The organism is Rhodococcus sp. 06-1474-1B (genome assembly GCF_002258885.1).
In the GTDB taxonomy this organism is placed as follows: Bacteria; Actinomycetota; Actinomycetes; order Mycobacteriales; family Mycobacteriaceae; genus Rhodococcoides; species Rhodococcoides fascians.
The window spans coordinates 349981-363712 of record NZ_NOYR01000034.1; the positions used below are offsets into that span (position 1 = coordinate 349981).

Sequence of the window (13732 nt, forward strand, 5' to 3'; positions counted from 1 at the left end):
GAGAAAGTCTCATGGCTGCAATCACGTACAAGAAGGCATCCTGCGTCTACGAAGGTGCCGACAAGCTCGCCGTCGATTCACTCGACCTCGACATCCAGGACGGCGAATTCGTCGTGCTGGTCGGGCCTTCCGGCTCCGGCAAGTCCACTGCTCTGCGGATGCTCGCCGGTCTCGAGGAGATCGACGGTGGTGCCATCGAGATCGGTGGCAAGAACATGGTGGGTGTGCCGTCGAAGGACCGCGACATCGCGATGGTGTTCCAGAACTACGCCCTGTACCCCAACAAGACCGTCGGGGAGAACATGGGTTTCGCCCTGAAGATGCGTGGTGTGTCCCTCGAGGAGCGCACGAAGAAGGTGGCCGAGGCCGCGAAGATCCTCGACCTCACCGAGTACCTCGATCGCAAGCCCGGCAAGCTCTCGGGTGGTCAGCGTCAGCGAGTTGCCATGGGGCGTGCCATCGTTCGTGAGCCGCAGGTGTTCTGCATGGACGAGCCCCTGTCCAACCTCGACGCGAAACTGCGAGTCCAGACGCGAACGCAGATCGCGGCGTTGCAGCGGCGACTCGGCACCACGACGGTCTACGTCACGCACGACCAGGTCGAGGCCATGACGATGGGTGATCGCGTTGCCGTGTTGCGCGGTGGCAAACTGCAGCAGTTCGCCTCTCCCACAGATCTGTACGACAACCCCGTCAACGCATTCGTCGCCGGCTTCATCGGTTCGCCTGCAATGAACCTGATGACGGTTCCCATCGGCTCGGGTGGCGTTCAGATCGGCTCGTTCCTGCTTCCGCTCGAACGCGACGAGCTGACCAAGCTCGCGAGCCTCGGCCTCGACAACGTCACCGTCGGGCTACGCCCGGAGCAGCTCGGCATCGTGCAGGGCGGCGGCGAAGGCTTCGAGGGCAAGGTCGATCTGATCGAGGAACTCGGCAGCGAGTCCTACCTGTACGCGCACCTGGACGACCCGAAGGTCAAGGGGCTCGACGGCGGGCCGGTCTCACTCGTCGCCCGCTCGGCCGTCCGAGCTCCGGCCAAGATCGGCGAGAGCATCGGGCTGACGCGACTCGACGGTGCGATCCACCTCTTCCACCCTGAGACGGGGGAGCGCATCTAACGCGGTTGGTACGGGGCTTTTCTCGACAGGATCAGTGCCGTCAGAAGCACTGCGCCCCAGAGCAGGAAGATGCCGTCGAAGAACAGGTGACCATACTTGACCGATCGGTTCTCGTCCGAGACGACCAATCCGATCACCGCTCCGATGAACGACGCACCGCCCCAGAGAATCAGCAGTACCGAGCCGGGCCAGGATATGCCGAAGATCAACGACGGCACCCTCGTCCGGTTCTGTGCTGCCAGGCGCGGCCGGTTCAGATAGGCGAGGGCCGGAAGAATTGCTGCGGCGAGTTTGACGAGGGCAAGCACCAGCAGTGCCGTTCGTGCCGTTGCCGGTTCGGAGTCGGCCCACTCCGTGGCGAAGGCACCGACGGTGTCGAGCATCCATCGACCACCTGCAGCCCAATAGCCGGAGAACGCGGCGTGAACGATCCCCAGTACGCACGCGATCGCAAAGAATCGGAAGGCCACGGTGATCGAGGCTAGCCGAGTTGCCACCCCCGTTCAGGGGTAGCGAGGAATTGTTCATCTCCCCTACCGTGGCGGTGATGGGCATCACAGGCGCAGGAGGAAACATGGTCGACTCGGCATATACGGCATTCAGAAACGCACGCGATCTCTTGCTCGACACCTACGGCGCCTACGACCGTGCGGTAGCGACTTTCGAATGGCCGTTGTTCGGCGAGACGTTCAACTGGGCCATCGACTGGTTCGACGCGATTGCCCGTGGCAACGACGGCATCGCGCTGTGGATCGTCGAAGAGGACGGCAGCGAGGCCAAATACAGTTTCGCCGACATGGCGCGTCGCTCCGATCAGGTGGCTCGTTGGCTCGAACTGCAGGGAATCGGCCGCGGCGACTCGGTGATCCTGATGCTGGGCAACCAGGTGGAACTCTGGGAGTCGATGCTCGCGGTGATGAAACTCGGAGCGGTCCTAATGCCGACGACCACGGCCATCGGGCCCGCCGACCTGACCGACCGAGTAGTGCGCGGCAATGCTCGCGCCGTGATCGTGAACCCCTCGGACACCGGCAAATTCGACGACGTGCCCGGAGACTATCTGCGAATTGCCACTACCGCCCACGATGGTTGGGTCGACTATTCGGATGCCCGCTCCGTCGAGGCCAGGCCGTTCGAGTCCGTCACCGCACCCACCGACCGCCTGCTGATGTACTTCACCTCCGGTACCACCAGCAAGCCGAAACTCGTAGAGCACACTCAGATCTCCTATCCCGCTGGGCATCTGAGCACGATGTACTTCCTCGGACTACGCCCGGGCGACGTGCACCTGAACATCAGCTCGCCGGGCTGGGCCAAGCATGCGTGGAGCTGCTTCTTCGCACCGTGGATCGCCGAGGCGACCATCTTCATCTACAACTACGGCAAGTTCGACGCGAAGGCATTGCTCGAGCAGATCCGCCGGGCCGAGGTGACGACGTTCTGTGCGCCACCGACCGTGTGGCGCATGCTGATTCAGGCAGACCTCGCCGGCGGAGGTGGTTCACTGCGTGAGGCAATCGGTGCCGGTGAGCCGCTCAACCCAGAGGTGATCTCGCGGGTGCAGCAGGACTGGGGCCTGAACATCAGGGACGGCTTCGGCCAGACCGAAACTACTGCGCTGGTTGCCAATACGCCGGGTGCGGTGCTGAAGTCCGGATCGATGGGCCGGCCTCTGCCCGGCGTCCCCGTGGTGATCGTCGACCCCACCACCGGCGAACTGGCCGACGAGGGCGAAATCTGCCTCGACCTGGCGCAGCAGCCGTTCAACTTGATGACCGGCTATCTCGGCGACCCCGAACGCAACGCTGCCGTCATGGCCGACGGTTACTACCACACCGGCGACGTCGCATCGCGGGATTCCGAGGGCTACATCACCTACGTCGGCCGCACCGACGACGTATTCAAGGCCTCGGACTACAAGATCTCCCCGTTCGAGCTCGAAAGCGTGCTGATCGAACACCCCGCGGTGGCCGAGGCGGCCGTCGTTCCGGCTCCCGACGAGACGCGGTTGGCCGTCCCCAAGGCGTACGTTGCGCTCGCAGCTGGCTGGGAACCCAACGAAGACACGGCATTCGAGATCTTGAAGTACGCCCGCGAGCACTTGGCCCCGTTCCTGCGAGTTCGGCGTATCGAGTTCTTCGAGCTACCCAAAACCATCTCGGGCAAGATCCGCCGCGTGGAGTTGCGCGCCCGTGAGGACGCAGCCGTCGGACCACTGGACAGCGAGTGGCGTGACGACCAGTTCCCCGCGCTGAAGAGGTGACGTGAGCGCCCACTATTGGCTGCTCGAGACGGGATCCCGATTCTGGACGGGAATTGTGGACGCTGAGCTCAGTTGTGGGTGGGGCTGGCAGGGTCGGTTGTTCTAGGTGACGTGAGCGCCCACTATTGGCTGCTCGAGACGGGATCCCGATTCTCGACGCGAATTGTGGGCGTTCAGATCAGTTGTGGGTGGGGCTGGCAGGGGCGGTTGTCGTGGGTGACGTGAGCGCCCACTTTTCGCTGCTCGCGGCGGGATCCCGATTCTCGACGCGAATTGTGGGCGCTCAGATCAGTTGCTCCAGAACCGCTCGAGGAATTCGAGCACCTCGTCCGATGCGGCCATCGTCGTCGCATGGTCGAATCCGCGAACGATGTGCAGTTCGGAGTCGGGCACCAGGGCGGCAGCGGCACGGGTGTCGTCGAGCCGGGTTCGATCCTCGCTGCCGACGTAAAACAGCGACGGTGGGGTGAAGTGCTGCAGGACGTCGTCGGGTAGGCCGGGATCGGCGTCACATGCGCGGATGTACGCAGCCATGGCCCGAGCATCGTTGGCGGAGAACACCGCTCGTGTTCCCGGGTCGATCGGGAACATGCGGTGCGCGTTCCATGCCTCGAGGAACCCGTCCATGCCGCTGCGCTCCAACACGTCCGCGCAGCCCGGGAAGAAGAGCCTGTCGAACGCTCCCGCCTGAGCGCCGTGACTACCGCCGCCCACCGCGAGTGAACGCACGCGTTCGGGCCTCGCCGCCGTCAACGCGAGACCGGCCCGCGCACCGAACGAATAGCCGAGATAGTCGACGGTCGGAGCGCCGACCGCGTCGAGAACCGACGTCAGATCTCCGACGATATTGGCCATGGCATAGGCGTCGGGAGTATGGGGCTTCTCGCTGCGGCCATGACCGCGACTGTCGACCAGTATGAGCTGCCGAGTCCCGCGCAACGCCTTCACATATCCGAACGTCCGCCAAATCGTGTGCGTCAGGAAACTGCCGTGCACCATCAACAACGGCGGCCCGGACCCCACCACCGTGTACGCGATCTGCGTCCCATCATCTGTATTCGAGGCGTATTCCACCTCCCGATTCTGACCCTGGAAGTCCACTCAACGTGACATTGACCCCCGAAAAGGCCACCGAACGTCACATTGACTCCTCCCGGGTGGGTGTTTCCTCGGCCGACTCGGCCGACTCGGTGGGCTGGGCGATCGGCGTCAGGTCGATGGTGCGGGTAGGGGCGATCGCGTCGAGGAACGGGCGATCGTGGCTGGCGATGATCAGTGCACCCTCGAATGTGTTCAGTGCGTCGATGAGGTGTTGGCGGCTGGTGATGTCGAGGTTGTTGGTGGGCTCGTCGAGCATCAGCAGTTTCGGTGCAGGCTCGGCCAGCAGGATTCGTGCCAGTGCGGCTCGCAGTCGTTCGCCTCCGGAGAGGGTGGCGACGACGGCATCGGCGTCGGATCCGCGGAAGAGGAATCGCGCCAGTTGCCCACGGATCTGTTCGGCGGTGGCGTGCGGGGCCACGTCGGCGATGTTCTCGGCAACGGTGCGTGGTTCGTCGAAGATGTCGAGGCGTTGCGGAAGGTATTTCCACGGCACTTCGGTCTCGGCGGCGTCGAGACTGCGCAGCAGGGTGGTCTTGCCGCTTCCGTTCGGCCCGACGAGCGCGATGCGTTCGGGACCGACGATGTGAACGTCGTCATGAGTCAGAACTACCTGTCCCGGATGAACTTTCGTTGCGGGCAGGTCGACGCGTATCTCGCGGTCGTCGCGCAGGAGATCCTCGGCGGCAGACAGGGACGTCCGGGCATCGTCGACGCGATCGCTGTGGGTACCGCGTAGTTTGCCGGCCGATTCCTGTGCGGCCCGCTTGCGTCGGCCCGCAAGGACCGGCGGTACGCGCTTCTGCTCTGCCATCTTCTTGCCGTAGCGCAACCTGCGATCCAGTTTGATTTGTGTGTCGACCAATTCGCGTTCCTGCTTGCGCACGTCGTTCTTGGCGTCTCGGATGCTCGCCCGAGCGGCTTCCTGTTCGGAGTCGATCACGGATCGGTAGTGCGTGTAGTTTCCACCGAACAGGCGTACTCGGGAGGTGCCGCTGCGTTCGGCGCGGACCTCGGCGATGGTATCGACACGATCGAGCAGTTCGAGGTCGTGGCTGCAGACGACGAGCACCCCCGAGTATCCGTCCACGGCCGCATACAGTCGTTCTCGTGCAACGCGATCCAAGTTGTTCGTCGGCTCGTCCAACAGCAGTACGTCTGGTTCGGCGAGCAACTGCGCGGTGAGAGCCAGCAGCATCGCTTCGCCACCGGACAGCGTGCCGACCGGTCGATCCAGGTCGTCGAGGGTGCCGACGATGCCGCCCAGACCGAGCTTGTTCAGCAACGCCAGCGCGCGCTCCTCGACGTCCCAGGAGGATCCGACGATGGCGAAATCGTCCTCGGAAGATGTACCGGATTCGATGCGATGCAATGCCTTTCGGACCGAATCGATGGCCAGCACGCGATCCACCGGGAGCTCGGGGTCGAGTGCGATGTCCTGACGGAGATAACCCAGGACGCCGCGCATCGAGATCGAACCGCGCTGCGGCGTCAGTTCTCCGGCGAGCAATCTCAGAAGGGTCGACTTTCCGGCACCGTTCGATCCGACGAGACCTGTTGTGCCGCTGGGGAAGATGGCCGACAACGCGTCGAACACGGGGTCGCCGTCGGGCCAGGAGAACGTCAGATCGGAGACAGAGAGGGAAGATGAATGAGGCATGGATGCTCCAAAGGTATGCGTGCGGTCGAACTGCAGGCGTCTAGAACCTTTGGAAGAGCAATGGCCTCTCCGAATCTGTGGGCAACAAGGCGATCTCCACGCTAATGCCGAACGTGGGCAATCCGCAAGCGATTTAGACCGAGGGCCCCTTCTTGCGTAGTTCGTCCACTGTCGACATGGCTCCGCGCAGTTCGTCCAACCAGTCCTGCGTGTGCTCGCCGACCAACTTCACGGCCCACGACAGAGCGTCTGCACGAGACCGCGCGACTCCGGCATCGACGAGGGTGTCGAGGACGCGTCGTTCGGGCTGACGCAGGCGGGTCATGACCGGGACGGCCAGATGGGTGAACAGGACTACCTCGGAATCGGTCCGAACGCCCCAGGCGACCTTGCGTCCGTAGCGCTTCTCGGCCTCGTCGGCAATCTGCATGCGCTCGGCCCGGGTGCCTTCTCGGAATCGGGCGATGCGGCCTTCGGTGGCGGCAGGTGAACTGCCCTCCTCGGTGGCCAACGTCCCGACTACAACGATCTCTTCGCGATCCACCTCGACCGACGCGGTGCCCTCGAACCAGCTGTCGGGCAATCTGCCGCCGAACCAGTCGCCGGCATCGGTGGCGTCGGGAACATCTGCGTGCTGCCAGCCGCCGGGGCGACCGAACGAGCGTCCATTGGGTTTCATGGTGACTCCTCTGTAGGTTCGTAATACTGATTACATGATTACACCCCATCTCGGGTTCGCGCCACCGCCGATTCGTCGGAGGCCTGGGGCATGATCGACTCCGTGCGCACAACGAGAAGACCGACGACTCTGGCCGCAATCGTGTCCGTACTGGCGCTGGTGGTCGCTGCCTGCGGAAACAGCGGGCCCGATCAGCCGCAGACGGTCGCCGAGCAGTTCGCGGCCGCCGTCAGCAGCTCGAACATCGATCAGGCAGCCGCGCTGACGACCGATCCCGCGGGCGCGAGCGCCGCTCTCACCCAGCTGTACGACGGGCTGTCCGGCGGCGGAACGGTGACGGCCACTCCCGATTTCGAGGCTGTCGACGCGAACGAGGATGCGGGCACGTTCACGCTGAACGCCGATTGGCGCTTCTCGACCACCACCGACGGCACGGCGGAACCGGACGGCCAGCCGAAGGAGTGGAACTACACGACGTCTGCGACCGCGGCAGAGACTCCGCAAGGGTGGAAGATCACCTGGGACCCGGCCATCTTGGTCCCCGGACTGACGGCCGATTCCTCGGTCCGATTCACCCCGACCGACGCGCTGGTCGCGCCCAGGGTGTTCGATGCCAACGGCGGCGAGCTCATGTCGCAGCAGGTCGTCACCCTCGTCAACGTCGATGCGACGGCCGATCCGGTGGCCGTCGCCGCTCTCGTCGGATCTGTCGTTCCCGGGATCACGGCCCAGTCTGTCGCATCGTCTGTTGCTGCTGCACAGGGTAGTTCGGCGACCATAGTCTCGCTCCGTCAGGCGGACATCGATCCCATCGGAGCGCAGCTCGCGGCCGTTCCGGGAGTCACCCTGGCGCCACAGACTCGGCTGCTGGCCACCGATCGCAATCTTGTCTCGCCGGTTCTCAGCGACCTGACGTCGCTGTGGGAACAGGAGCAGGCGGCCAATCGAGGCTGGGCGATCCAATCGGTCGCTGCCGACAACACCGTCACCCAGCTTGCCGGTCGCGATGCCTCCACCGGTGACGACATCGCGACCACCGTCGACTCGGCGTTGCAGATCAAGGCCGAGAACGCCCTGGCGTCGGTGCCGCAGCAGGCTGCGATCGTCGCGCTTCGGCCGTCCACCGGAGAGGTTCTCGCCGTCGCGCAGAACGCCGCGGCGGATGCGGAGGGCCCGATTGCTCTGACCGGTCTCTACCCGCCCGGGTCGACCTTCAAGACGGTGACCACCTCGGCTGCTCTGCAATCCGGTGCCGTCACCCCCGACACCGTGTTGCCGTGCCCGGCGACGGAGAACATCGAGGGACGTCAGATTCCCAACGACGACAACTTCGCGCTCGGCGACGTTCCGTTGCACACTGCCTTCGCGAAATCGTGCAACACGACGATGGGCCGACTCGGCGTCGCCCTGCCGCCGAACGGTCTGACCGACGCGGCCGCGCAGTACGGCCTCGGCGTCGACTACGTGACCCCGGGCCTGACGACCGTCACCGGTTCGGTGCCGTCGGCCGACACCCCGGCGCAGCGCGTCGAATCCGCCATCGGCCAAGGGCAGGTGACTGCGTCACCGTTCGGTATGGCGCTGGTCGCGTCGTCGATCGCGAACAACGGATTGCTCCCGCCGACGGTCGTCTCGGGTAAGCCCGGCGTGGGAAACATGCAGCCGGCAGCGGTGAACCCACAGGTCACCGAGCAGATCAAGGCGATGATGCGCGAGACCATCACCGGTGGTACGGCTACGGCACTGAACGACATTCCGGGGCTGCTCGGCAAGACCGGAACCGCCGAATTCGGGCCGAACAACGAAGGAGCGCACGGCTGGTTCGTCGGAATCTCCGGTGATCTCGCGTTCGCGGTCTTCGTGAACAACGCGGGAAGTTCGGCACCCGCCATCGAGGCTGCAGGACGCTTTCTGAGGTAACAGCCCGAGGTAAACGGACCACTCCGTATCTCAATCGTGACCGGCTTGTATGAATCCCGTGCTTGTTACTCGTGTGACTACAGTGAATATTGTGACTCATGAGTTCTATGAGTCGTGTCCGTCGTGGCCCGCGCAAGGTCCGCGGTCGCTACCTCGTCGCAGTTGCAGCATCGGCGACGCTGTCGGTCTCGGCCGTGTTCTGGATGGTCGACCGCCCACCGAGCGAGGCCGAGGTACTGGTCTCCAAATTCGTCGACGCGCTGGACAACCGCGATGTCGCGGCGGCGGCCGCACTGACGACGTACCCGAACGCCGCGACGGCAGCTCTGAATCAGATGTTCGACGGTTTGTCGGCCGACGGCAGATCGACGGGCGACTTCGACCTGACGCAGTACATGGATCTCTCCGACGAGAGCGGATTCTTCACGCTCGCGTCCGCCTGGAATTTCGGCGAGGGCAAGGACTGGAAGTACAGCGCTCAGGGCGCAACCAAAAAGCTCAGCGTCGGCTGGCGCATCGCGTGGGATCCGGCCACGCTCGTTCCGGATCTGACCTCGGGCGGGTCGGTTCGCTACACCCGCACCGACGCCGCTCCGCCGTTGATCTTCGATTCCGCGAACAACGTGCTGATGAGTGAGCGGACCATCAACGCCATCTCTCTCGACCCCGCCCAGATGAGTGATCCAGCGGCGTCGACTCAGCAACTCGCCGATGTCATCGACGTCGTCGCGCCGCTGATCACCTCCGAATCGCTACTGAAGGAACTCGATTCGGCCCACGGAGCTCCGATCACCGCAGTGACACTGCGCGACGACGACTTCGCCGTTCTCGAAGACGATCTGCGAGCGGTGCCGGGAGTGGTTGTCGCCCCGCAGCCGAAGCTCATCGTCGACGACCGTCGGATCACCTCCCCTGTGCTCGACTCCCTACGCGCCGCATGGCAATCCGGCCGCGACGCCACCGCAGGCTGGGCCGTCGACACCTACACCGTCGACGGAACCGGTGAACGACGCGTGGGATTCCAAGGACCGGGCGGACCGGACCTGCACGCAACGCTCGATCCGCGCGTCCAACTCGCGGCCGAGAACGCTGTGGTGATGGCGGGTACATCCGCGTCGATCGTGGCGGTGTCCACGTCGACCGGTGCGATTCTCGGTGCGGCACAGAACAGTTACGCCAACGAGCAGGGCGACGTGGTGTTCGCCGGCTCCTATCCGGCCGGCACCGCGTCGGAGTTGATCAAAGCCGTACAGGCCGACCGGGGCGACGACAGTGCCGAAGACGCGGCGGCACGCCTGGGTCTGGGAATTCACTATGCAATGCCCGGTCTCGACGCCTACACCGGCACCCCCGCCGACAGCCGGAGCGCGATCGATGGCATTCGGAACGTCTCCACAGCATCCGGAGCCGAGGCGACGGTGACACCGTTCGGACTGGCCCAGATGGCAGCAGCGATCTCCCGCGGCAGCGCGCCCACGCCGGCCATCGTCGCCGGGCAGACTGCAGTGGCAGACCGCGCAGCCGAGCCCATGGGCCCTGCCGCTGCAGCCCGCCTGCGTGAGATCGTGGCCGCATCGTCGAACAGCAGTGGTCTCGATACGTTCGACGGCGTGCAGGGATTTGCCGGGGAGAGCGGCGATGATCGCTTCGTGCTCGCGACCAGCGGCGATGTTGCCTTCGCCGTCTACATCGAGGACGCCGACGGTGGGGATCAGGCAGTGCGGATGACGAGCCGCTTGCTGCAGGAGATGGCGAACCCCGTCGAATAGGGGCTCGATCGTTAGGCACGGTAGTTTTGTTCGGTGACTGTGCTCGATTTCGGACTACTGGTGGTGGCCGGGTTCTTCGCCGGCCTCATCGGGTTCGTCACCGGGCTCGCATCCCTCGTGTCCTATCCGGCGCTGTTGGCGGTAGGGCTCCCCGCCGTCTCGGCGAACGTCACCAACACCGTCGCGCTGGTCGCTGCCGGAGTGGGTGCCACTACGAGCTCGTCGGCCGAACTCGCCAAGGACGGCAAACAGCTGATTCGCTACGCCGTCTACTCGGCGCTCGGCGGGACCACCGGAGCCATCCTGTTGCTCGTCACTCCAGAGGGATCGTTCGAGGTGATCGTGCCGTTCCTGGTCGCGATGGCTGCGATTGCGCTGCTGCTGCAGCCGAAAATCCGAACGTTGTCCGGCGGCAGGCAATTCCCGACGCTGTACCCGCTGGCGCTGTTCGCCGTCGCCATCTACGGGGGCTACTTCGGAGCCGGAGCCGGGGTTATCTTCCTGGCTCTGGCGCTGATCTGTACGTCCGATACGTTCTGGCGTGCAAGCATTCTGAAGAGCTTCTTCCTCGGCATCGCCAATCTCATTGCGGCGATCATCTTCTCGTTCTCCGGCCACGTGAACTGGTGGGCCGCTCTGGCTCTCGCAATCGGCTGCTTCGTCGGCGGTGCCTGCGGGCCACCGACCGTCAAAGTGATCTCACCGATCGTGCTCCGCGTCGGCGTCGGCATTCTGGGACTCGGCCTCGCCGGCTGGTTGGGATACCAGGCATTCGGCTGACGTCGTAGGTGATCTGAGTGTCCACCATTTCAGCCGGGAGGCGCGATCCCGCTTCCGGAACGAAATAGTGGACACTCAGATCAGTTGTGCCTCAGCTTCTGGGGAGACACCGCAGCATCCACCGGTCGTGGGGGCGTCGGGCTCGTCGAACAGGCCGGCCCCACCGCAGACACCCGTGTCGGGCAACGTCAGCTCCACTTTTCGCGCGCCCTCGTGATCGCCTGCCAGTTCGGCGGCGATGCTGCGCACCTGCTCGTATCCGGTCATCGCAAGAAACGTCGGCGCACGTCCGTAGCTCTTCATGCCGACCAGGTACAGGCCAGGTTCGGGCTGAGTGAGCTCCTCGACTCCGTGTGGTGACACCGAGCCGCAGGAGTGGATGTTCGGATCCACCAGCTCGGCGACGAATTTCGGTGCCTGCAGAGTGGGATCGAGATCGAGGCGCACTTCGGACAACCACGACAAGTCCGGACGGAACCCGGTCAGTGCGACGACGCGGTCGACGTTCTCGATACGGGTGCCGCCGTCGCCCACGAGGGTGAGCCGATCACCCTGCACCGCAACGGCTTCGGTGCGAAATCCGGAGACCACGGTGAGGTAACCGTCGTCGACGGCCTTCTTCGCGCGTTGGCCGAGTGCGCCGCGCGCCGCGAGTTCGTCGGCCGCGCCGCCGCCGAAGACCTCCGCGGTGACGCCTCGACGCACGGCCCAGATGAGCGTCGTGCCGGGCTCGTCGGCGGCGAGCTCTGCGAAGGTGATGATGGCGGTCAGCGCGGAGTGGCCGCTACCGGCGATGACGGTGTGCTTGCCTGCGAACTGGGAGCGAATCGCCGGATCGGCCAGATCGGGGACTCGGTAGTCGATGCGGTCGGCGGCGGCCTTCTCGCCGATGGCCGGAAGTCCCTCGCTTCCCAACGGATTCGGCGATCCCCAGGTGCCCGACGCGTCGACCACGGCGCGAGCGAGGATGCGTTCCTCGCTGCCGTCGGAGTGGCGAACATGCACCGACAGTGGTTCGGTGTCGCGTCCGGCATCGACGACGCGGTCGCGTCCACGGCGGGCGACGCCGACCACTTCGCAGTCGACTCGGACGGTATCGCCGAGCACAGCAGCGAGGGGCGCGAGATAGTGCTCCACCCATTCGCGTCCGGTGGCGTAGGTGTCGCCGCCCGGTGGAGTCCAACCGGTGGGTTCGAGCAGTCGGGCGGCAGCCGGGTCGACGACCTCGGACCACGGAGAGAACAGCCGCACGTGATTCCATTCGGACACCGCCGATCCGGCCGACGGTCCACGTTCGAGAACGATGACGGCAGAACCGGTTTCGGTCAGGTGCGCCGCGGCAGCGAGACCGATGGGGCCTGCGCCGACCACCACTACGGGGTATTCGTTCATGTCTGATCTACCTTTCCTCGTCGAACTAGAGTGTCCACTGCTGCGCGTGCCGTCCGGCCGACGCCGATGAGCGTCGCCGAGGCCGGGCCGGTCCAGTCGCCGTAGCCCAGGAACACCAGCGTCGGTTCGCCGCGGACGTGATTGCCGTCCAGCACGATTCGTGATCCTTCGGTGTGCAAATGCAGCGGCTGCAGATGCCGCAGTGCGGGCCGGAATCCTGTGCACCAGAGGATTACATTCAGTTTCTCCGTCGTTTGTCCGTCGGTGACACCGTCGGTGGTGATCGCGGTGAACATCGGCCGGGCGTGCAGCACTCCGCGATCCCTGGCCTCCCGCACCGGCGGGACCATGACGATGTCGCCCAGACCGGCGACCCCGCCGGTATCGGGACCGCCTGCCGCCAGAGTGCGGGACCGATCGCTGGCGACATCGAACAGCACCCGACCATCGACGTCGTCGGGGAGAAACTTGGGCTCGCGGTTGGTGAACCACAGGGTCTGCGCGACCGTGGATATCTCGGCAAGTATCTGAGCAGCCGAGTTTCCGCCGCCGACGATTCCTACTCGCTTGCCCACGAACTGACCCGGCGTTCGGTAGTCAGCGGCATGCAGCTGGGTTCCACCGAACTCACGCATACCCGGGTAGCTCGGCCAGAACGGCCGAGACCACGTTCCCGTCGCATTGATGATTGCTGCGGCACCGTACGACTCGCCGTCGGTGTCGACTCGATAGCCCTCGGTCGTACGATGCACGTACTTCACGTCGACGGGCCTGTGCACCGGCAAGTCGTACTTCTTCTCGTACGCCCGCAGGTAGTCCACCACATGCGATGCCGGCGGAAAACCACTGTGCCACGGCGGCATCGGCCAACCGGGTAGTCGCGAGTACTCGGCCGGCGAGAACAGATGCAGGGACGGCCAGTAGTCCTGCCAGGAACCGCCGGCGTGCGTCCGGTTGTCGAGGATGACGAAGTCCAGACCGGCTCGTCGCAGGTAGTAGCCGGCGGCCAGTCCTGCTTGACCGCCGCCGATCACCACCACCTCGGTGTTCATT

Annotated in this window: 11 protein-coding genes; 5 read left to right on the plus strand and 6 right to left on the minus strand. The window is 64.9% G+C overall.

Going from position 1 to position 13732, the window contains the following annotated elements:
- Positions 1-11 precede the first annotated feature (11 nt).
- Complete coding sequence (locus tag CH266_RS23495) at positions 12-1118, plus strand: ABC transporter ATP-binding protein (protein ID WP_027495338.1); 1107 nt, start codon at positions 12-14, stop codon at positions 1116-1118.
- Here CH266_RS23495 and CH266_RS23500 read toward each other — a convergent pair.
- Positions 1115-1588, minus strand: a complete 474-nt coding sequence (locus tag CH266_RS23500) for a DUF3995 domain-containing protein (protein WP_217901023.1) — start codon at positions 1586-1588, stop codon at positions 1115-1117. The genes CH266_RS23495 and CH266_RS23500 overlap by 4 nt on opposite strands.
- 77 nt (positions 1589-1665) lie before the next feature.
- Between CH266_RS23500 and CH266_RS23505 the strand changes: the two genes are divergently transcribed.
- Positions 1666-3381 (plus strand): AMP-binding protein, encoded by a 1716-nt coding sequence (locus CH266_RS23505; protein WP_371828188.1) that lies wholly within the window; start codon positions 1666-1668, stop codon positions 3379-3381.
- 288 nt (positions 3382-3669) lie between these two features.
- Here CH266_RS23505 and CH266_RS23510 read toward each other — a convergent pair whose 3' ends face one another.
- The 3 genes from CH266_RS23510 to CH266_RS23520 form a co-directional block, all read right to left on the minus strand.
- The gene (locus CH266_RS23510; RefSeq protein WP_094716367.1) at positions 3670-4455 is read right to left on the minus strand and encodes an alpha/beta fold hydrolase; all 786 of its coding nucleotides are present in this window, start codon (positions 4453-4455) and stop codon (positions 3670-3672) included.
- Positions 4456-4519: 64 nt separating this feature from the next.
- Positions 4520-6139: an ABC-F family ATP-binding cassette domain-containing protein gene (locus tag CH266_RS23515; RefSeq protein ID WP_094716261.1), complete on the minus strand. Its 1620-nt coding sequence runs from the start codon at positions 6137-6139 to the stop codon at positions 4520-4522.
- 133 nt (positions 6140-6272) lie between these two features.
- Positions 6273-6818: a hypothetical protein gene (locus CH266_RS23520; protein WP_032374791.1), complete on the minus strand. Its 546-nt coding sequence runs from the start codon at positions 6816-6818 to the stop codon at positions 6273-6275.
- Positions 6819-6908: 90 nt separating this feature from the next.
- Here CH266_RS23520 and CH266_RS23525 point away from each other — a divergent pair, with 90 nt between their 5' ends.
- The 3 genes from CH266_RS23525 (at position 6909) to CH266_RS23535 (ending at position 11287) form a co-directional block, all read left to right on the plus strand.
- Positions 6909-8738, plus strand: coding sequence for a penicillin-binding transpeptidase domain-containing protein (locus tag CH266_RS23525; RefSeq protein ID WP_094716262.1), 1830 nt, complete (start codon positions 6909-6911; stop codon positions 8736-8738).
- Between the two features lie 107 nt (positions 8739-8845).
- Positions 8846-10507 (plus strand): NTF2-like N-terminal transpeptidase domain-containing protein, encoded by a 1662-nt coding sequence (locus CH266_RS23530; protein WP_176457204.1) that lies wholly within the window; start codon positions 8846-8848, stop codon positions 10505-10507.
- Between the two features lie 33 nt (positions 10508-10540).
- A complete protein-coding gene (locus tag CH266_RS23535) occupies positions 10541-11287 on the plus strand; it encodes a sulfite exporter TauE/SafE family protein (protein ID WP_027495346.1) in 747 nt (248 codons plus the stop codon).
- Positions 11288-11362: 75 nt separating this feature from the next.
- On the opposite strand, the gene CH266_RS23540 is transcribed toward CH266_RS23535, so the two are convergent.
- Together CH266_RS23540 and CH266_RS23545 are read right to left on the minus strand one after the other, a co-directional pair.
- A complete protein-coding gene (locus tag CH266_RS23540; protein ID WP_094716263.1) occupies positions 11363-12679 on the minus strand; it encodes an FAD-dependent oxidoreductase in 1317 nt (438 codons plus the stop codon).
- A complete protein-coding gene (locus CH266_RS23545; RefSeq protein WP_094716264.1) occupies positions 12676-13731 on the minus strand; it encodes an ArsO family NAD(P)H-dependent flavin-containing monooxygenase in 1056 nt (351 codons plus the stop codon). The genes CH266_RS23540 and CH266_RS23545 overlap by 4 nt, the downstream gene beginning before the upstream one ends.
- Position 13732 lies beyond the last annotated feature (1 nt).

Coding starts and splice junctions, on each gene's coding strand:
- CH266_RS23495 (WP_027495338.1), top strand. CDS start 12: ATGGCTGCAATCACGTACAAGAAGGCATCCTGCGTCTACGAAGGTGCC.
- CH266_RS23505 (WP_371828188.1), top strand. CDS start 1,666: ATGGGCATCACAGGCGCAGGAGGAAACATGGTCGACTCGGCATATACG.
- CH266_RS23515 (WP_094716261.1), bottom strand. CDS start 6,139: ATGCCTCATTCATCTTCCCTCTCTGTCTCCGATCTGACGTTCTCCTGG.
- CH266_RS23520 (WP_032374791.1), bottom strand. CDS start 6,818: ATGAAACCCAATGGACGCTCGTTCGGTCGCCCCGGCGGCTGGCAGCAC.
- CH266_RS23525 (WP_094716262.1), top strand. CDS start 6,909: ATGATCGACTCCGTGCGCACAACGAGAAGACCGACGACTCTGGCCGCA.
- CH266_RS23530 (WP_176457204.1), top strand. CDS start 8,846: ATGAGTCGTGTCCGTCGTGGCCCGCGCAAGGTCCGCGGTCGCTACCTC.
- CH266_RS23540 (WP_094716263.1), bottom strand. CDS start 12,679: ATGAACGAATACCCCGTAGTGGTGGTCGGCGCAGGCCCCATCGGTCTC.
- CH266_RS23545 (WP_094716264.1), bottom strand. CDS start 13,731: ATGAACACCGAGGTGGTGGTGATCGGCGGCGGTCAAGCAGGACTGGCC.